Origin of the sequence: Blastomonas aquatica, from assembly GCF_014639875.1 — a bacterium.
GTDB classification, from domain to species: domain Bacteria; phylum Pseudomonadota; class Alphaproteobacteria; order Sphingomonadales; family Sphingomonadaceae; genus Blastomonas; species Blastomonas aquatica.
In genome coordinates, this window is record NZ_BMGD01000004.1 from 271,922 (window position 1) to 290,828 (window position 18,907).

Annotated in this window: 15 protein-coding genes; 9 read left to right on the top strand and 6 right to left on the bottom strand. The window is 62.6% G+C overall.

The genetic code is table 11. From position 1 onward, the window contains the following. Positions 1 to 15: 15 nt before the first annotated feature. Positions 16 to 1,533 (bottom strand): glucose-6-phosphate isomerase, encoded by a 1,518-nt coding sequence (gene pgi / locus IEW00_RS13110; RefSeq protein WP_188514850.1) that lies wholly within the window; start codon positions 1,531 to 1,533, stop codon positions 16 to 18. Positions 1,534 to 1,670: 137 nt separating this feature from the next. Between pgi and lepB the strand changes: the two genes are divergently transcribed. The 4 genes from lepB to IEW00_RS13130 all read left to right on the top strand — a co-directional run bounded on the left by lepB (position 1,671) and on the right by IEW00_RS13130 (position 5,663). Next, positions 1,671 to 2,483: a signal peptidase I gene (gene lepB / locus IEW00_RS13115; RefSeq protein ID WP_188514851.1), complete on the top strand. Its 813-nt coding sequence runs from the start codon at positions 1,671 to 1,673 to the stop codon at positions 2,481 to 2,483. Continuing rightward, a complete protein-coding gene (gene rnc / locus IEW00_RS13120) occupies positions 2,480 to 3,154 on the top strand; it encodes a ribonuclease III (protein WP_188514852.1) in 675 nt (224 codons plus the stop codon). Before lepB ends, rnc begins: the two co-directional genes overlap by 4 nt. Beyond that, on the top strand, positions 3,151 to 4,083 hold the full coding sequence (gene era, locus IEW00_RS13125) for a GTPase Era (protein WP_188514853.1): 933 nt from the start codon (positions 3,151 to 3,153) through the stop codon (positions 4,081 to 4,083). The genes rnc and era overlap by 4 nt, the downstream gene beginning before the upstream one ends. Positions 4,084 to 4,223: 140 nt before the next feature. Further along, positions 4,224 to 5,663 carry a HEPN domain-containing protein gene (locus IEW00_RS13130; protein ID WP_188514854.1) on the top strand — a complete coding sequence of 480 codons (1,440 nt, stop codon included), beginning with the start codon at positions 4,224 to 4,226 and terminating at the stop codon, positions 5,661 to 5,663. A 312-nt stretch (positions 5,664 to 5,975) separates the two neighbouring features. On the opposite strand, the gene topA is transcribed toward IEW00_RS13130, so the two are convergent. From topA to plsY, 3 genes are all read right to left on the bottom strand, one after another. Continuing rightward, positions 5,976 to 8,624: a type I DNA topoisomerase gene (gene topA / locus IEW00_RS13135; RefSeq protein WP_188514855.1), complete on the bottom strand. Its 2,649-nt coding sequence runs from the start codon at positions 8,622 to 8,624 to the stop codon at positions 5,976 to 5,978. Between the two features lie 107 nt (positions 8,625 to 8,731). Continuing rightward, positions 8,732 to 9,844: a DNA-processing protein DprA gene (dprA, locus tag IEW00_RS13140; RefSeq protein WP_188514856.1), complete on the bottom strand. Its 1,113-nt coding sequence runs from the start codon at positions 9,842 to 9,844 to the stop codon at positions 8,732 to 8,734. 9 nt (positions 9,845 to 9,853) lie between these two features. After that, positions 9,854 to 10,468: a glycerol-3-phosphate 1-O-acyltransferase PlsY gene (gene plsY, locus IEW00_RS13145; RefSeq protein ID WP_188514857.1), complete on the bottom strand. Its 615-nt coding sequence runs from the start codon at positions 10,466 to 10,468 to the stop codon at positions 9,854 to 9,856. Between the two features lie 110 nt (positions 10,469 to 10,578). Between plsY and murI the strand changes: the two genes are divergently transcribed. The 5 genes from murI (at position 10,579) to IEW00_RS13170 (ending at position 16,827) form a co-directional block, all read left to right on the top strand. Next, entirely contained in the window at positions 10,579 to 11,415 is an 837-nt protein-coding gene (gene murI / locus IEW00_RS13150) for a glutamate racemase (protein WP_188514858.1), read from the top strand. A gap of 328 nt (positions 11,416 to 11,743) precedes the next feature. Further along, entirely contained in the window at positions 11,744 to 12,958 is a 1,215-nt protein-coding gene (hemA, locus tag IEW00_RS13155; protein WP_188514859.1) for a 5-aminolevulinate synthase, read from the top strand. Positions 12,959 to 12,962: 4 nt separating this feature from the next. Further along, positions 12,963 to 14,225: a YceI family protein gene (locus IEW00_RS13160; RefSeq protein WP_229737030.1), complete on the top strand. Its 1,263-nt coding sequence runs from the start codon at positions 12,963 to 12,965 to the stop codon at positions 14,223 to 14,225. Between the two features lie 32 nt (positions 14,226 to 14,257). Then, positions 14,258 to 15,262, top strand: a complete 1,005-nt coding sequence (locus IEW00_RS13165; RefSeq protein ID WP_188514860.1) for a ligase-associated DNA damage response exonuclease — start codon at positions 14,258 to 14,260, stop codon at positions 15,260 to 15,262. Next, on the top strand, positions 15,262 to 16,827 hold the full coding sequence (locus IEW00_RS13170; protein ID WP_188514861.1) for a cisplatin damage response ATP-dependent DNA ligase: 1,566 nt from the start codon (positions 15,262 to 15,264) through the stop codon (positions 16,825 to 16,827). The genes IEW00_RS13165 and IEW00_RS13170 overlap by 1 nt, the downstream gene beginning before the upstream one ends. Positions 16,828 to 16,911: 84 nt before the next feature. Here the strand turns inward: IEW00_RS13170 and IEW00_RS13175 are convergent, their stop codons facing one another. Beyond that, a complete protein-coding gene (locus IEW00_RS13175) occupies positions 16,912 to 17,580 on the bottom strand; it encodes an SAM-dependent methyltransferase (RefSeq protein ID WP_188514862.1) in 669 nt (222 codons plus the stop codon). Beyond that, on the bottom strand, positions 17,567 to 18,784 hold the full coding sequence (locus IEW00_RS13180) for a BtaA family protein (protein WP_188514863.1): 1,218 nt from the start codon (positions 18,782 to 18,784) through the stop codon (positions 17,567 to 17,569). Before IEW00_RS13180 ends, IEW00_RS13175 begins: the two co-directional genes overlap by 14 nt. Positions 18,785 to 18,907: the final 123 nt, after the last annotated feature.

The following is an 18,907-nucleotide window of genomic DNA, read 5'->3' on the forward strand; positions in this document are numbered from 1 at the left end:
GCAAAAACATCGACCTTAAAGTCCTGCGGCCTCGATCAGGGCGCTGGTAGACGGGTCGAATTCGCCGGATTGGCGGTCGTCCATGGATTTGGCGATTTCCTTGCCGAGTTCAACTCCGAACTGGTCAAAAGGATTGATCCCCAGCAGCATCGCGTTGGCAAAGGTGCGGTGTTCGTAGAACGCCAGCAGCGCGCCCAGACTGGCGGGATCGACACTGTCGAGCAGGATCGTCGCCGACGGGCGATCACCAGGATAGGTGCGCTGCGGGTCCTCGCTGGCCTTGCCCTGCATCAAGGCTGCGCCCTGCGCAAAGCAGTTGGTCAGCAGCGCCTGGTGGTGCGCCTCGTCAAACTCGTGCGCCGCAAGCCGCGCCGCGATGAACTCGACCGGCACCAGATGGGTGCCTTGGTGCAACAGCTGGAACACCGCGTGCTGCGCGTCGGTGCCGACCCCGCCCCAGGTGATCGGCGCGCTGGGACGGTTCAGCGCGGTGCCGTCGCGCATCACCTGCTTGCCGTTGCTCTCCATCTCGAGCTGCTGGAGATAGCTTGGCAGCAGCCGCAGCCGCTCGTCATAGGCGAACACCGCGCGGGTCTGGCAGCCGCGCGCCTGCGCGTAATACAGGTCGGCAAATGCCGCGAGCACCGGCATGTTGCGCTCCCACGGGGCAGTGGCAAAATGCTCGTCCATCGCAAGCGCCCCTGCGCGGAAGGCGGCAAACCCCTCGTTGCCCAGCGCCATAGCAACCGGAAAGCCGATGCTCGACCAGACCGAATAGCGTCCGCCGACGCTCTCGGCAAATGGCAGGATGCGGGTCTCGTCGATTCCCCATTCGGCGGCCTTGTCGGGCGCTGCGGTCAGCGCGACCAGTTGACCGAACGGATCGTCCACCCCGCCTTCGCGCAACCATTCGATCGCGCTGTTGGCGTTCATCAGCGTCTCGGTGGTGGTAAAGGTCTTCGAGGCGATCGCGACCAGTGTCTTGGCCGGATCGAACTTGGCAACCGCCTCGGACAAAGCCTCGCCATCGACATTGGCGACGACGGCGACGTCATAGCGATCGGAATCGCGGCACAGCGCATCGATCACCAACTTGGGACCCAAGGCCGACCCGCCGATGCCGATGTGCAGGATATGCTTGATCTCGCCGAACGTGCCTTCGTCGACCGCTTCGACCAAAGCCGCCATCCGGTGGTGCAGAGCCGCCGCCTGCTCGACCGCATCGGCAGCGCCCATGCCGCGTTCGGCGGGATGCTCGGACGCGCGATCCTCGCTGGTGTTGATCTTCGCGCCGGACAGGAACTGGTCGCGCATTCCGGCAAGATGCATGGTTTGCGCAAGCTCACCGAACAGCTCGACCAAGCCGGCGTCCAGATGCGTCTTCGACAGATCGAACAGCATGTCGGTGCCGCAAATCGCAATCCGGTGCGACAGCATGGCGAGCCGGTCGGGATCGCTGGCGAACAACTGGGTCAGCGTCGGACGCGGCGTTTCTGCAATCGATTGCCAGATGGCATCGGCACTGGTGGGCATGGGGGCTCTCTTTCCTGGAAAAGGGTCTTCGTCGCGGGTTTAGCGGGGCATTTCCAGCTTGGCGAGGGCCTTCGCCGCAAGCCTTGCTGCGTCGAGAGGGGCTTGACGGCGGATAGGGTCATCCGCAAAGGGAGAAAATGACCGAAACCGCCGTAAACGCCCCGAAACCCAAGTCTGAAACGGCGGATTTTCTGCAGTTTCTGGTCAAGCTGGCGATTTTCTTCTTCATCTTGCGCAGCTTCATCATTTCGCCGTTCAACATTCCTTCGGAATCGATGCAGCCCCGGCTGGTCGTCGGCGACTATCTGCTCGTGTCCAAATGGTCCTATGGCTATTCGCGCTACAGCCTGCCATTCAACCTGCCGCTGATCCCGGGACGCATCCTGGCCAGCCAGCCCGAGCGCGGCGACGTCGTGGTGTTCAAGGCGCCGCCGACCGCGAGCGCCGACTATATCAAGCGGGTGATCGGGCTTCCCGGCGACACCATCGAGATGCGCGACGGCACCGTCTGGCTCAACGGTGAGGCGGTCAAGAAGCAGCGGGTTGCCGATTTCGTCATCCCCGTATCGCCCAACACCCGCTGCTATGATCGCAGCTTCGAGGTTCCGGCCACCGACGGCACCGCAGTGTGCAGCTACCCGCGTTTCCGCGAGACATTGCCCAATGGCAAATCCTATTTCGTGCTCGACCTGATCGATGCGCCCCGCGACACCACCGAGGCGATCATCGTGCCTGAAGGCCATATGTTCCTGATGGGCGACAATCGCGACAACAGCCTCGACAGCCGATTCCCCGCGATGGAAGGCCAGGGCATCGGGATCGTTCCGCAGGATCACCTTGTCGGCCGCGCTCTGGTCTCGGTATTCTCGACCGATGGATCGGCGAGCTGGTTCCTGCCCTGGACGTGGATCACCGCTGCACGCTGGGACCGCATCGGGGAAGGGTTTTGACCGCACCGGTCGATTTCACGGCGCTGGGCCCCATCATAGACCATGAACCGCGCGACGCTGCGCTGTTCGTCCAGGCACTGACCCACGGCAGCACCGGCCAGACCCCCGATTACCAGCGGCTCGAATTCCTGGGTGACCGGGTGCTGGGCATGGTGATGGCCGATCTGCTCTATGCGCGCTTCCCCAAGGCGGCCGAGGGCCTGATGTCGGCATTTCTCAACCGGCTGGTGTCGCGGGAAAGCTGCGCGCAGATTGCCCGCAACTGCAACCTTGGCCCGCTGATCCGGCTGGGCAAGCAGGCGCGCGACGATGGCGGCACCGGCAGCACCAACATCCTGGGCGATGTGGTCGAAGCATTGATCGGTGCGCTCTATCTCGATGGCGGGATAAACGCGGCGCGACGCTTCATCGAGCGGCACTGGGCCGACAAGATCGACGCGATCAGCGAGGCGCCGCGGCACCCCAAGTCTGAACTCCAGGAATGGGCCGCCGCGCGCAACCGCAAGACGCCGACCTACACCATGCTCGGCAAGTCCGGGCCGGACCATGACCTGCGCTTTACCGTGCGGGTCGAAATCAAGGGACTGGGCGTGGCAGAAGCGACCGGCAGCAGCAAACAGGAAGCCGAAACGCTTGCCGCACGGCAGTTTCTGGCGGAGCACACCACATGACCGATACCAACACCCCCACCCCCGACGCGACCTCCAGCAAGACCAGATGCGGCCTTGTCGCCGTGCTCGGCGCACCGAACGCGGGCAAATCGACGTTGGTCAATCAGCTGGTCGGCCAGAAGGTCGCGATCACCAGCCCCAAGGCGCAGACCACGCGGGTCCGGCTGCTGGGCATCGCAATCGCCGACAACACCCAGCTGATGCTGGTCGATACGCCGGGTATCTTCGACCCCAACCGCCGCTTCGACCGCGCGATGGTCAGCGCCGCGTGGGAAGGCTCGGACGGCGCCGACGTCATCGCCCTGGTGGTCGATGCCAAGGCCAAGCTCAACGAGCGGCTGACGACTTTGGTCGAGCAGCTCGCCACCCGCAAAGAGCGTAAGATCCTGGTGCTCAACAAGGTCGATATCGCCGCCAAGGACAAATTGCTGATCCAGGCGCAGAAGCTGCACGCTGCGGGCAATTTCGACGAGGTCTTCTTCGTCAGCGCGATGACCGGCGATGGCGTTCCCGAGCTCAAGGCGTGGCTCGCGAATGCGATGCCCGATGGGGTGTGGCACTATCCCGAAGACCAGGTCTCCGACGCCAGCGAACGCATCCTGGCGACCGAAATCACCCGCGAGCAATTGTTCAACCAGTTGCACGCCGAACTGCCCTACGCTAGCGCGGTGGTCCCCGAAAAATACGTCACCCGCAAGGACGGCTCGGTCGAGATCCACCAGCAAATACTCGTCGCACGCGACACCCAGCGCGCGATCGTGCTGGGCAAGGGCGGATCGCGGATCAAGGAAATCGGCGAAAAGGCGCGCACCGAGCTATCGAAGGTGCTCGGCGTCGACGTCCACCTGTACCTGCACGTCAAGGTGCAGGAAGGCTGGGACGAAGACCGCGAGATTTATGAGACGATCGGGCTGGGGTGGGTGAAGTAAGGGTTGGAACAGATTTTTGAATCTGAAAATTATTTCTGCATGTTTTGCTAAACCCGAACCATTCATAGCTTTGCGTGAATTCTCTTTCGCGTTGATTAAAGTCAGTCGACAATTCTATAGGTAATTGCGAGGCTTCGACAATGTCGGACAACAATTCAATAGATTCCAGTCAGGTACTTGTAGAACACTTCAAGGCTGCTCTTGATGCCGTGATTGCGGCTGTGCATACGGAATTAGCAGCAGGAAAAAAGCCAAAGCCGAAAAACCGTGAACCAAGTTTGTCCATGCGTGAAAACGGAATGCCTTCGCTCAGCGACGGAAATTACTGGGATGAGACGGGGCCACGTCAATATGCCGATCTCCTTAATCGCGTGACTGATGTAAGCCGCCCTTTTGCCAATGACAAATTTGAAGTTGGACGATTCCCGGAAGTGGACGCACTAGTCGATTTCGTTGCCCAGAATCAAACCTGTTCACCAGTTTATCAACTCAATCCCGAAATTGCGGATGAAAAGCAGTTCAATTTCAACCGAATTAAAATCGAGCTGCAACTTGAACACGCCACAAATCGATATTTCGCGCGCTTCGGTGAAGTGCCGGTTGATAAGAGGCGCCGGATAGCGCTGCTCAGACCCTTCGTCCGCGGCTTGTTTTCGGAGAGGCTCGACATCACGAACTTGATACCGATCACCTTGGTGAAGTTCGACTTCGATCGCATGAGGATCGCTGACAACGCTTTTGTTTTCCGAATGAGTGACGCGCTGCAGCGTGCGCGATGGTCCGGCAAAGCCTATGGCGCGAGTGGGCACGAAGGCGTCCTATCTGCAGCAACCCATGCTTTCGCCATAACCGGTTGGCATTGGCCGAATACATCATGGTTGCAGATGGCAAATAACTTGTCTGTTCACAATGCTGAGCTTCGCGAGGAAATTGATTTACTGTTTGCTGCGCTTCGCCTAGCGACAGGGGTCTCCACCGGATATGCGCAGGAGCTGCGTGTAAACCGAGGTTGGACGCACTTCCAATGTGACTTGCCTCCAGAACTAGTAGCAGCAGGTGCACGCCGCTATCCTGAAGAATTTGACGATTTTGGATGGATGCAACCTGATCTGCCGACTGTCACTCGCAGCCAGATGCGCGATGTCCAGAAAATTGTAAGCCAGATGCGCAAAGTCAAAGATGAGCGGCTGATATTGGCGCTCCGGCGCTTTAATGGGGCAATGATCCGCAGCGAGATGGCGGATGTGATACTCGACGCAACTATCGCGCTTGAAATTCTTCTAAGCGATGGAGACAACCAATCTATAGGCTACAAACTGAGGTTGCGGGCGGGTGCCCTCGCCAATCTTGACCGGCCGGGTAGTGGACTCGAGATAAGCGAGACAATTAAGCAGGTATATGAAGCCCGCTCCCGCATTGTTCACGGTGGCCGAAGGACCAAGACCCAGAACGCTGCAGCTAAGGACGAAGTGGCCAAGGAATCCGCACTGGGCACGCTGAGAAGAATGTTGCTAATTTTGCTCGACCACCCCCGGTTTCTTGACCCGAAGACGATCGATTCTGAGCTGCTGCTGGGCTGAACAGATTCGGGTACACGATATTTAATTGGCACGAAGCTGTCAGCGCCTCCTGACATTGGCCTTTTTCCGGCGAAAGCCGGAATCCAGAGCGACTACAGAGCGACCCGACTCCTGGACTCCGGCTTTCGCCGGAGAACGGTTGTACGTTTTTCGACCCTCGCGAGCCAACCCTCTCCACTCCCGCTTGCGGGAGGGGCAGGTCCGGCTTGCCGGACCGGGGTGGGCTAGGAGCACAAATGTCTGTTCAGGCCCACCCCGGCCTCGCCTGCGGCTCAGCCACCCCTCCCGCGAGCGGGAGTGGAGAGGGTTGTGTCAGGCTTCTGTCTTTGCTGGCTTTTTCGGAGCGGTCTTTTTTGCCGCCGGGTTCTTGGCTGCGGCCTTCTTTGCCGGAGCCTTGGCCGGGCCATCCTTCGCCGGAGCATCCTTCTTCACCGCCGCCTTCTTAGGCGCCGCCTTCTTAGGCGCCGCCTTCTTAGGCGCGGGCTTCTTGCCCTTTTTCGCCGGCGCCTTGGCCGCGCGTTCGGCGATCAGTTGCAGCGCGACATCGAGCGTCAGTTCGTCCTTGTTCACATCCTTGGGGATGGTCGCGTTGACGCTGCCATCGGTGACGTATGCTCCATAGCGGCCGTCCATGATCTTGACGTCGGTGTCGGTGGCGGGGTTCTTGCCCAGCACCTTGAGCGGTTCGGGTGCCGCGCGGTTGGAGCGGCCGGGGTTGGCGAGCGCTTCGGCGAGCTTGACCACGGCGGCGTTCATGCCGGTTTCGAACACCTCCATCGTGCCGCCCAGCTTGGCGTATTTGCCGTTGTGCGACAGATACGGGCCATAGCGGCCGATGCTCGCGGTGATGACCTCGCCGGTCTCGGGATGCGCGCCGATTTCGCGTGGCAGCGAGAGCAGTTTCAGCGCCCATTCGAGCCCGAAATCCTCACCCGGAACATCCTTGGGGATCGACGAGCGCTTGGCTTCCTTGCCTTCGCCAAGCTGGACATAAGGGCCGAAGCGACCGCTGCGCTTGGTGACGGGTTCGCCGCTGACCGGATCCTTGCCCAGTTCCTCGGGTCCGGAATCCGCGCCATCGCCTTCGCCGCCGCCCTGCGCGAAACGCCGGGTGTATTTGCACTCGGGATAATTCGAGCACGCGACGAACGCGCCGAACTTGCCGCCACGCAGCGCCAGACGACCTTCGTTGCACTTGGGACACAGCCGCGGATCACCGCCATCGGCGAGCTTGGGAAACAGATAGGGCTCGAGGAAGATATCGAGCTCGGCGGTGATCTCCGATGGCTGACGGAGCATGACCTCGGCGGTTTTGGGCTTGAAATCGCGCCAGAACGCCTCGAGCACCGCGCGCCATTCGGCACGCCCGCCGCTGACATCGTCGAGCTCTTCTTCCAGTCCCGCGGTGAAATCATACGCGACATAGCGTTCGAAGAAGCGTTCGAGAAATCCTGTGAGCAAACGCCCCGATTCCTCTGCAAAGAAACGGTTCTTCTCGACCTTCACATAGCTGCGGTCCTTGAGCACCTGGATGATCGAGGCATAGGTCGATGGCCGCCCGATGCCCAGTTCCTCGAGCCGCTTGACCAAAGACGCTTCGGAAAAGCGTGGCGGGGGCTGGGTGAAATGCTGGACCGCATCGACCGACTTCTTCGCCGGGCTGTCACCCTTCGACATGATCGGCAGCAGGCTGCCATCCTCGCTGTCGGTATCATCAAGCCCTTCCTCGTAAAGCGCGAGAAAGCCGGGGAACTTGACCACCTGGCCGTTGGCGCGAAGCGCGGTGCGCCCGGTGCCGTCGACCAGTTCGACCACGGTCCGTTCGAGCAGCGCGGTTGCCATCTGGCTGGCCAGTGCCCGCTTGAAGATCAGGTCATACAAGCGCGCGTGATCCGCCGATCCTGCCCTCTCGCGGCTGAAATCGGTCGGGCGGATCGCCTCGTGCGCTTCCTGTGCGTTCTTGGCCTTGGTCTGGTACTGGCGCGGGGTCTCGGGGAGGTAATGGCCCGAATAGCGATCCGAAATCGCCTTGCGCGCTTCCTGGATCGCGCCGGGGTCCATCTGCACCCCGTCGGTCCGCATATAGGTGATCGCGCCGTCCTCGTAGAGCGACTGGGCGATCCGCATCGTGTGGCTGGCCGAGAAACCGAGCTTGCGCGCGGCCTCCTGCTGCAGCGTCGATGTGGTGAATGGCGGCGGCGGATTGCGCTTCAAGGGCTTGGTCTCGACCGTCTCGACGACGAAGTGCCCGGCCTCGACCTTGGCCTTGGCGGCTTCGGCCGAGCCGGAATCGCCCAAGGACAGCTTGTCGAGCTTCTCGCCCTCGAGCCGGACCAGGCGCGCGGTGAAGGGCTGGCCGCCCTGCTCCATCTGCGCGCTGACCGACCAGTATTCCTGCGCGGTAAACGCCTCGATCTCGCGCTCGCGCTCGACGATCAGCCGCAGCGCCACCGACTGCACCCGGCCTGCGGACTTGGCGCCGGGCAGCTTGCGCCACAGCACCGGCGAAAGCGTGAAGCCCACCAGATAATCGAGCGCGCGCCGGGCGCGATAGGCGTCGATCAGATCGGTATCGAGCTGGCGCGGCGCGGCCATCGCTTCTGTCACCGCCTTTTTGGTGATCGCGTTGAAGGTGACGCGCTCGACCTCCTTGGGCAGCACCTTGCGCTTGGTCAGCACTTCCAGAACATGCCAGCTGATCGCCTCGCCCTCGCGGTCAGGGTCAGTCGCTAGGATCAGTCGGTCGGCCTTCTTGGCCTCGTCGGTGATCGCCTTGAGCTGCCGCGTTTTGTCGCCATAGGCTTCCCAGACCATGTCGAAATCATTGTCGGGATCGACCGAACCATCCTTGGGCGCGAGATCGCGGATATGGCCGTACGAGGCCAGCACCCGGTAATCGGAGCCAAGGTATTTTTCGATGGTCTTGGCCTTGGCCGGCGACTCGACGATAACCAGTTGCATTGATTGGACTTTCTGAAAGCTCTCGCGTGTGCGTATAAGCTGGGGCGGGTTATCCGCATTCGTCAAGGGCGTCCATAGGGCTAAATTGGCGTCAGATCAGTGACACGCTAGATCAGTGACACCCGGCCGGCCGCATGCCGCTCGATCAATCCGCCCAGTTCCAGATCGAGCAGGATCATCTGCACCGCGCCGCTATCGATGCCCGACTGGCGCACCAGCTCGTCGATGCCGACCGGCGATTGACCGAGCAGGCTGATGACTTCGGCGCGGGCCTGGTCGTCGGGTTCGCGCAGCGGCACAGCGGGGCTGTACTGGATTGCAGACGCTGCCACCCGCTGGGTCTGCCCTCCGGCGAACGGCTCGATCAGTTCGAGGATATCACCGACGCTCTGCACCAGCGTCGCCCCGCCGCGGATCAGCTCGTTGCACCCACGCGAGCGCGAATCGAGCGGTGAGCCCGGGATCGCCATGACGTCGCGCCCCGCCTCTGCCGCCAGCCGCGCGGTGATCAGCGACCCCGATTTGGGCGCAGCCTCGACCACGACAGTGCCCAGCGCCATCCCGGCGATGATCCGGTTGCGATAGGGAAAGTGCCGCGCCAGGGGCTCGGTGCCCGGAGGCTGTTCGGCGATGACCAGCGCGCGCACGCCCATCCCGGCCTGAAGCGAGCGGTTCTCGGGCGGATAGCTGATATCGATCCCCGATGCGATCACGCCTGCTGTGGAGGCAATCCCCTCGCCTGCGATCCGCATCGCGCCTTCATGAGCCGCCGTGTCGATGCCGCGCGCGAGCCCTGAGACGACCAGATACCCCGCCTCGCCCAGTTCGCCTGCGATCTGCCGTGCAAAGCGGCAGGCAGCAGCGGAGGCATTGCGCGCGCCGACCATGGCGATCGCGGGGCGCTTGAGCAGCGCCGCCTCGCCCCGGATGGTGAGCACCGGTGGCGCGTTGTCGATATGGCCGAGCAGTGCGGGATAATCGCCATCATCGGCGAACAGATAGCGCGCGCCTGCGGCCTCGACCCTGGCGACTTCGGCGGAGACCTGAGCGTTCGTCGCAATGCGCATCGCGCGGCCGCCTGCGCGCTGGACCAGATCGGGCAGCGCTTCGAGCGCCGCCACCGCTGTGCCGAAGCGCGTCATCAGTTGGGCAAAGCTGATAGGGCCTATGCGATCCGAGCGCAGCAGGCGGATGCGAGCGAGATGCTCGGCATCAAGCACGATTGCTGCTCAGCTTGCGGAGGATTTGCCGATCCTGGGCTCGGTCCCGGCGATCAGACGCTGGATGTTGCCGCGATGCTTCCAGAGCACGAAGCCCAGCATGATCATGAACACCCACAGCGCCTGCTCCCGTCCAAACCCCCACGCCGCCACCGGCATCGCCGCTGCCGCCATGATCCCGCCAAGCGAGGAAAACCGCGTGGCAAACGCCACCGCCAGCCACACCACGGCAAAAACGATACCCAGCGGCCAGTAAAGCGCAATCGCGATGCCAAGCAAGGTCGCAACCCCCTTTCCGCCGTTGAACTTGAGCCAGATCGGATACAAATGCCCGAAAAATGCGCCCAGTCCGGCGATCGGCCCGCTGCCGGGAGCAACGCTTTCGGCAATTGCGATGGCCACCGCTCCCTTGCCCAAATCGAACAGCAATGTCGCTGCTGCCAGCCCCTTGCGGCCGGTGCGCAGCACGTTGGTCGCACCGATATTGCCCGATCCGATACTGCGCAGATCGCCTGCACCCGCCATCCGGGTGAGGATGATGCCGAACGGGATCGAACCCAGCAGATAGCCCATCAGCAGGAGCCCACCGAGCGAAGCCACCGCGATTCCAGCCAGATCTTCCATCGCAGCCATTCCCAATCCAAGCAGCGCAAAACGTCTGTTGCGTGCATAGGCAAAGCGGCGGTTTTGGCAAGCATGGTTGATCGCAGCCGGGTCGATGCTAAGCGTGGCGGATGACGACACCTTCGCCAGCGCCGCCTGCTTCGACACTTCCCGAAATCGCCGCCGATGCGCCGCTGCTTTTTTTCGATTCCGGCGTCGGCGGGCTGACCGTGCTCGACGCCGCGCGCAAATTGCTGCCCGATGCGCCGATCGTCTATGCCGCCGATTTTGCTGGGCTGCCTTATGGCGAAAAGAGCGAGGCAGAGATCGCCGCGCGGGTGCCTGCGTTGCTTGGCCGGCTGGTCGAGCGCTATCGCCCGCGATTGATCACCATTGCGTGCAACACCGCATCGACCATCGCGCTGCCCCAGGTGCGCGCCGCGCTCGATCTGCCGATTGTCGGTACCGTTCCGGCAATCAAACCCGCATCAGAGCAGTCGCACAGCCGGGTCATCGGCGTGCTGGGCACCGAGGCGACCGTGCGCCAGCCGTACGTCACCAACCTTGCGCGCGAATTTGCCGGCGACGCCACCATATTGCGCTTCGGTGCGCCCGAACTGGTGCGGGCAGCAGAAATGAAGCTGCGCGGCGAGGTGCCCGATCCTGCGATCTTCGATCGTGCCGTCGCCGGACTGATCAGCCAGGAACGCGCGGTCGCGATCGATACCGTGGTGCTCGCCTGCACCCACTTCCCGCTGGTGCAGGATGAACTCGCGCGCGCCTTTGGTCGCCCGGTCACCTTCGTGCATGGCGCAGAAGGCATCGCCCGGCGGATCGCCTATCTGACACGCGGCCAGAGCTATGTCGGCAATGGGCTGCGCTTTGTGTCGACCGGCCCTGCGGGCGACGTGGTGCCTTATACGCCGATGCTGAAAACACGCGGTTTTTCTGCGTTCGACACATTGTAGTCGGCCCCGGGTTGGCCTGTCGGTCGCAGGGTTTGCCGATCGGCTGATCGATTGGCCCGATCATGGAAATGTGCAATTTCAGTTGGCCCCTGCGTGTCGCTTCGCATACCTCACGACGAGTTTGGGGCGAGCCTGCGAGCATTTCGCTGGCGCACAGTGGGACAATTTGTCCACCCTGTTTCAGCCCCCAACCGAGCAGTTGCGAGCCGTTATCGCTGGAAATGCGGGATTTAATTGCTATGAATGCGCCAGCCAACGCGTAAGCAATGGGTCGCTTCTCACCAGCGCAACGGCATGAGTTAACACTTGTCAGGACTAAGGTGGCCGCGTGAACTACGATCAGATTTTCGAAGCTGCGATTGACCGGTTGCACGCAGAAGGCCGCTACCGGGTATTCATCGACATTCTGCGTAATAAGGGTTCTTACCCCAACGCCCGCTGCTTTCACGGCCACAACGGTCCCAAGCCGATCACCGTGTGGTGCTCCAACGATTACCTGACGATGGGCCAGCACCCCAAGGTGATCGAGGCGATGGAAGAGGCGTTGCACAATGTCGGCGCAGGCTCGGGTGGCACGCGCAACATCGGCGGTAACACGCATTACCACGTCCAGCTCGAACAGGAGCTGTCCGACCTTCACGACAAGCAGAGCGCACTGTTGTTCACCTCGGGCTATGTCTCGAACGATGCGACTCTCTCGACGCTTGCCCGAATTCTGCCGGGCTGCATCATCTTTTCCGACGAGCTCAACCACGCTTCGATGATCGCAGGTATCCGCAACTCGGGCTGCGAAAAGCGCGTGTTCCGACACAACGATGTCGAGCATCTCGAAGAGTTGCTCGCTGCAGAAGACCCTGAGGTTCCCAAGCTGATCGCGTTCGAAAGCGTCTATTCGATGGATGGCGATGTCGCGCCGATCCACGCGATCTGCGATCTGGCGGACAAGTACAACGCGCTGACCTATCTCGATGAGGTCCACGCGGTGGGCATGTACGGCAAGCGCGGCGGCGGCATCTCAGAGCGCGATGAAGCCGCTGACCGCCTGACGATCATCGAAGGTACCTTGGGCAAGGCTTTCGGCGTGATGGGTGGCTATATCGCGGCCGACCAGCGCATCATCGACGTGATCCGCAGCTATGCCCCCGGGTTCATCTTCACCACTTCGCTGTCGCCGGTTTTGGTGGCCGGCGCGCTGGCCAGCGTGCGGCACCTCAAGCAGTCGAGCGAAGAGCGCGACGGCCAGCATGCCGCCGCTGCAATGCTGAAGCGGTTGTTTTCCGAAGCCGGCCTTCCGGTCATGGACACCACTACGCATATCGTACCATTGATGGTCGGCGATCCGGTCAAGGCCAAGCGGATCAGCGACATGCTGCTCGCAGAATATGGCGTGTATGTGCAGCCGATCAATTTCCCCACCGTACCGCGCGGGACTGAGCGGCTGCGGTTCACCCCCGGCCCGTCACACGACGAGACGATGATGCGCGAGCTGACTGCGGCATTGGTCGAAATCTGGGACCGGCTCGAACTGCGCAAGGCCGCCTGACCGGATGGCGCCGGCCCGCTACAGCCTGGGAGCCATCGTTCTCCACTGGCTGATAGCGGCGGCACTGGCCTTCCAAATTGTCTTTGCCGACTCGCTTGAAGGTCCGCGCGGGCCCGATCTGTTCGCGCGCTATCAACTCCACAAATCGATCGGCATTACGATACTGCTGCTCAGCCTCCTGCGGGTCGGCTGGCGGTTGGTCACCCCGCGCCCTGCCCCTGTGCCCGGACCGAAATGGGCGATGACGCTGTCCGGGCTGGTGCATCTGGGCTTCTATATCGTCATGATCGGCGCGCCGCTGACCGGTTGGATATTGGTTTCGACCTCGGACGTCAGGGTCGATACCTTGCTGTTCGGGTCGATCCCCTGGCCGCATCTTCCGGTACCTCAATGGCTGGGCGATCCGGCCGAAGAAGTCCACGAGATCCTGCCCAAAGTAGGTATCGCGCTGTTCGTGCTGCATGTCGCAGGCGCGCTGCGGCACCAGTATCTGCTCGGAACGCCGATCCTGGCGCGGATGCTGCCCGGCGGGCGCGGCAAGGCGATGGGCGCGGTTGCGCTGGCCGCCGCGATCATGATCAGCGCGGTCGTGCTGGGCAAGATTGCCGATCCCAAAGGCGCAATGGCAGCGCCGGTTTCGAGCGTGGAAACTGTTCCATCGAGTGTTACCCCCGCCCGGGAGGAAACTGCACCGGTCGAACCGCCCATGGCTGCTGAAGATGAAGTTGCCGAGCCTGTCGTGGAGCACGAGATCAACGAACCGCAAGAACCGCGCACATGGACACTCTCCCCCGGCGGGAGGCTGAACTTCACCGCGCAGTGGAACGGGGATCCGGTCAACGGCAGCTTCTCCAAATGGTCGTCCACGATCCTGTTCAGCCCCGAAGCGCTGGAAGCATCCAGGATCGACGTCAGCATCGACCTGACGTCGGTCGATACCGGCGACAGCCAGCGTGACGGAACGCTGACCGACAGCCATTTCTTCGATACCGCGCGGTTCGCCAAGGCCAGTTACCGTGCAACCCGTTTCAAGGCATTGGGTGGCGACCGATATCGCGCCGATGGCACGCTGACCCTGCGCGGCGTGAGCAAGCCGGTGCCGCTGAACTTCACGCTGACGATCACCGATAACATGGCGCGCGCACGCGGCAGGGCAACGATCGACCGCACCCGCTTCGGGGTTGGCCAGGGTGATTTTTCCAGCACGGCCGAGATTGCAGGCCCGGTCGCGATCAGCTTCGACTTCAGCGCCACTGCCAAAGATTGAAGCTGCTCGCTGGGCTCCCATATGCTGGAGTGATGAGCAGCGCACCCCACTGGATCGAACCCCATCCCCATGGAATTTTCGTCCGCCCCGCCAATGCCTGGATCGATCCCTCGCGTCCCGTATCGCGTGCGCTGGTAACCCATGGCCATGCCGATCATGCGCGCGGCGGTCATGATGCGGTCTGGGCGACCCCCGAAACACTGGCAATCATCAACCTGCGCTATGGCCGCTATCCGGGTGAAAACGCAGTGGAATATGGCCAGACGCTTGACCTGAACGGGGTCAAGGTGTCGTTCCATCCGGCGGGCCATGTCCTGGGATCGGCGCAGATCCGGATGCAATATCGCGGCGAGACCGTTGTCGTCACCGGCGATTTCAAGCGACGCCCCGATCCCAGCTGCGCGGCCTTCGAGCTGGTGCCGTGCGACATCTTCATCACCGAGGCGACCTTTGGTCTGCCGGTGTTCCGTCATCCGCCAACCTCGGACGAAATCGCCAAGCTGCTGGCGATGCGCGCCGCGCACCCCGAGGGCTGCGTGCTCGTAGGCGCCTATGCGCTGGGCAAGGCGCAGCGGGTGATCACCGAACTGCGCGCGCTAGGATACCATGATCCGATCTATCTGCACGGCGCGCTGGAAAAGATGTGCGCGCTGTATGCCGACCATGGCATCGCGATGGGGCCGCTGCTGCCCGTCGCCGGGACCGACAAGGCCGACCTCAAGGGCAGTATCGTACTCGCCCCGCCCTCGGCGCTCGCCGACCGATGGAGCCGCCGCCTGCCCGACCCGGTCACCTCGATGGCATCGGGCTGGATGCGGGTGCGCGCGCGGGCGCAGCAGCGCGGTGTCGAACTGCCGCTGATCATCTCGGACCATGCCGACTGGGACGAGTTGACCACCACCATCCGCGAGGTCGCACCCAAGGAGGTGTGGGTCACCCATGGCCGCGAGGAAGCGCTGCTGCGCTGGTGCGAACTGCACCAGATCAAGGCACGCGCGTTGGCACTGGTAGGCCGCGAAGACGAGGACGAAGGCTGATGCAGGCGTTCTCCGCGCTCGTCACACAGTTGGGCTATACCCGCTCGCGCAACGCCAAGGTCGCGCTGATCGCCGATTATCTGCGCGCGACACCCGATCCCGACCGCGGCTGGGCGCTCGCAGCGCTGACAGGGGAAGCCGATTTCGCGGCGGTCAAATCGTCCGCCGTGCGCACGATGGCGATGGAACGGGTCGACCCCGAGCTTTTCCGGCTGAGCCGTGATTTCGTCGGCGACACCGCCGAGACGGTCGCTCTGATCTGGCCTGAGACCGCGCCGCCCGCCAACGACCTGCGGCTCGCCGATGCGGTCGATGCCTTTGCCGGGGTTAGCCGTGCCCGCGCGCCTGCGCTGCTCGCCGAGTATATGGACCGGCTCGACAGCGATGGCCGCTATGCGCTGATCAAGCTGGCGACCGGCGCGATGCGGGTCGGGATCTCCGCCCGGCTTGCCAAGACCGCGTTTGCGCAAGCCTTCGGGCTCGAGGTCGACGCGGTCGAGGAGGTCTGGCATGCGCTGAGCCCACCATACGCCAGCCTGTTCGCCTGGGGCGATGGTGGCCCCCGCCCTGACCCCGAGGGCACGCCCTATTTCCGCCCGTTCATGCTTGCGCATCCGCTCGAGGATGGGACGGTCGATCTCGCCGACTATGCCGCCGAATGGAAATGGGATGGCATCCGCATTCAGATTGTCCGGGTCGGCGATGACACCCGACTGTTCAGCCGCGGCGGCGATGACATCACGCCTGCCTTCCCCGACATCGCAGCCCATATGCCCGTCGAAGGCGTGTTCGATGGCGAACTGCTGGTGCGCGGGGCTGCGCAAATGGGGGAGGCAGCGAGCTTCAATGCGTTGCAGCAGCGTCTTGGACGCAAGACGGTATCGGCCAAGATGCTCGCCGAAGCGCCCGCGTTCGTGCGGTTGTACGATCTGCTGATCGACGGCACCGAGGATCTGCGCCTCCTGCCATGGTTTGTCCGTCGCGAGCGGCTGGAGGCGCGCATGGCGGCGCTGCCCGCCGACCGGTTCGATCTTTCGCAAATCATCGCCGCGCAGGACTTCGACGAGCTCGGCCGCATCCGCGACGGCGCGCGCGATGCCGCGATCGAAGGCGTGATGCTCAAGCGCCGCGACAGCCTGTATGTGCCCGGGCGGCGTGTCGGACTGTGGTACAAATGGAAACGCGATCCGCTGAGCGCCGATTGCGTGATGATGTACGCCCAGCGCGGCAGCGGCAAGCGCTCCTCGTTCTACTCCGACTACACCTTTGGCTGCTGGAACGAGGATGGTGAGCTGGTCCCGGTGGGCAAGGCCTATTCTGGCTTCTCGGACACCGAGCTCAAATGGCTCGACAAGTTCGTACGGCAGAACACGCTCAACCGTTTCGGCCCGGTACGCGAGGTCGAAAAGTCGCTGGTGCTTGAGGTGGCGTTCGATTCGATCCACGAATCCAAGCGCCACAAATCGGGTATCGCGATGCGGTTTCCCCGGATTTCGCGTCTGCGACGCGATAAGCCGGCGGCCGAGGCGGACACGGTTCAAACGCTGCGGGCACTGATAACCTGACGTTCTCTGGCGAAAGCCAGAGCCCAGGGGCGACATTGCGCTGCACGCGCCCCGGATTCCGGCTTTCGCCGGAAAACGGTGACCTCAGCCCCGCACCACCGCATACTGCGCATAGCCGCGATAGAGGTTGCGGTGTTCGACCAGCAGGCCACGCTCATGTGCGACCTGCCGGACAACGGCTTCCATATCCCGTCTCGGGCTGACCTGAAACCGGTCCAGCCAGGCATGCAGACCGCGCGCGAACCATTCGGGCAAACCCTGCTGTCTTCCAAAGTCGACGATATGCATCCTGCCCCCGGGTGCAAGCGCGGCCGCGCCTGCCTCGATCGCCTGCTCCCAACCCGGTATCATCGAAAGCGTATACGAACAGAACACCCGGTCTACCCGCCCAATCCCGAAAAGCCGCCGCGGGGTAAAGGCGGTGGCATCACCCTTGGTTACCTGTATCCGGTCAGAAAGCCCGGCACGCATGATCGATGCGCGCGCGTTTTCCAGCATGGCTTCGGAAATGTCGAAGCCCAGAAACTGCGCGTGGGGATAACGGCGCGCCGCAACAATCAGGTTTCGCGCCGTGCCGCACCCCATTTCGAGCACCAGCCCGCCAGGCGGAGGCGCGAGATCATCGATCAACCTGTCCCGGCCCAGCAAATAATATTTGCGTGTCAGATCATAAATGTGTCGCTGGGTGCGATAGATGGCGTCCATGCTGTCGGCATGATTGGCGGTGGGCACGCTTGCCTCATTTGAGGACATACAGATGCACCCCGCCATAGATCGAGGAGCGGTCGCGCGCGGTGTATCCCAGCGAATCTTCGGCGCGGTAATCCCACCGGGCGAGCAGATCATCGGGCACGCGTCCCGGGAGCAGGCTGGGCTCGGCTGCGGTACGGAACAGCACGCGGGACCCCGGACGCGCGGTGCGGGTAATCTCGCTCCACAGCAGCGTCAGTTGCTGGTCGTTCATCCAGTCCTGCGCATCGAGCAGGACATAGCGGTCAAGGCTCGCATCGGCGCTCACTTGCAGGCGTTCGACAAAGTTGGCGTGTTCGACCTCGACCCGGCCTGCGCGCGCGCGCACCAGGTCATAATTCGCCGCCTGAAGATACGGCGGCAACGGCTTGTCGGCACCCTTGCCATAGCCACGGCCAAAGGCCTGCCAGGCGAAGTAATTTTCACGGATTTCGAAGTCGCAGGCCAGCTTTTCCAGGCGCTTGCGCAGGACATCTGCCATCTTTTCGTCGCCTGCCAGCGCCTCAAACTGCGCAGGCGGAATTCCCAGACCGAAGAGCGCAGGTGGTTGATCAGTCAACCAGCGGACAAACTTCTTGTCGAACACCGGGGCCAGATGCTGTTCGAACATCGCGCGCTGTTCTTCCAGCGTCGATGCAGTGAGCATCATCTTGAGATCGATTTTGTACAGCCGCGCCAGCAGGTGCGCGGTGCCGATGAAGCCACCCAGCAGCCCACGCTTGTACAGCCCGCTGCTAAACCCGCCGATGCGACGCCGACCGGCCAGATCGCGGCCTTCCCAATAGCTTCGGCTGGTTTCATCCAGATGCGGGCGAATGTGATCGCGATAGGCGCGGAGATTTTCGGCGCGGTCGGCTTCGGCAAAGAAGCGGTGGAAATGCGCGTGATCGGGAAGGTGCTGCGCGGCGACAGCCTTGAGCTTGTTCAGCGCGATATGCGCGGTGTTGAGATCCACCGCGATGATCTGGGCAGGGTTAGCCACCAGATAGGAAAGGACATTGCAGCCACCCGATGCGATGGTGATGATGCGGCTGTCGGGCTGGATGCTGAGCGCCTCCATGTCAACGACGGGGTCTTCCCAGATCTGGGCATAGACCAGTCCCTTGAAGGCAAAGGCAAAGGCGCGTTCGAACAGCCCCTGCTTGCTGACTGTGGTCGATTGGGTAACCGCCTCTGCGATCTTGGTATTGCGCATCGTGCTAGCCATAATGCCTTCGCCCCTTGCTCAGTGGTTGAACCTCTGAATGGGCGCGCTAGGCCGCTTGCGTGACCCGTGCATGACGGATTGGCGACTCCGCCTGTCACAATCCCCAAGATGCATCGTTATGGC

Excerpts from the sequence above, each read along its gene's own strand:
- plsY (WP_188514857.1), bottom strand. The coding sequence starts at position 10,468 with ATGGAAGATCTGGCTGGAATCGCGGTGGCTTCGCTCGGTGGGCTCCTG.
- IEW00_RS13175 (WP_188514862.1), bottom strand. The coding sequence starts at position 17,580 with ATGTCCTCAAATGAGGCAAGCGTGCCCACCGCCAATCATGCCGACAGC.
- IEW00_RS13180 (WP_188514863.1), bottom strand. The coding sequence starts at position 18,784 with ATGGCTAGCACGATGCGCAATACCAAGATCGCAGAGGCGGTTACCCAA.
- IEW00_RS13160 (WP_229737030.1), top strand. The coding sequence starts at position 12,963 with ATGGCGCCGGCCCGCTACAGCCTGGGAGCCATCGTTCTCCACTGGCTG.
- IEW00_RS13165 (WP_188514860.1), top strand. The coding sequence starts at position 14,258 with ATGAGCAGCGCACCCCACTGGATCGAACCCCATCCCCATGGAATTTTC.
- IEW00_RS13130 (WP_188514854.1), top strand. The coding sequence starts at position 4,224 with ATGTCGGACAACAATTCAATAGATTCCAGTCAGGTACTTGTAGAACAC.
- lepB (WP_188514851.1), top strand. The coding sequence starts at position 1,671 with ATGACCGAAACCGCCGTAAACGCCCCGAAACCCAAGTCTGAAACGGCG.
- murI (WP_188514858.1), top strand. The coding sequence starts at position 10,579 with ATGACGACACCTTCGCCAGCGCCGCCTGCTTCGACACTTCCCGAAATC.
- era (WP_188514853.1), top strand. The coding sequence starts at position 3,151 with ATGACCGATACCAACACCCCCACCCCCGACGCGACCTCCAGCAAGACC.
- pgi (WP_188514850.1), bottom strand. The coding sequence starts at position 1,533 with ATGCCCACCAGTGCCGATGCCATCTGGCAATCGATTGCAGAAACGCCG.
- topA (WP_188514855.1), bottom strand. The coding sequence starts at position 8,624 with ATGCAACTGGTTATCGTCGAGTCGCCGGCCAAGGCCAAGACCATCGAA.
- IEW00_RS13170 (WP_188514861.1), top strand. The coding sequence starts at position 15,262 with ATGCAGGCGTTCTCCGCGCTCGTCACACAGTTGGGCTATACCCGCTCG.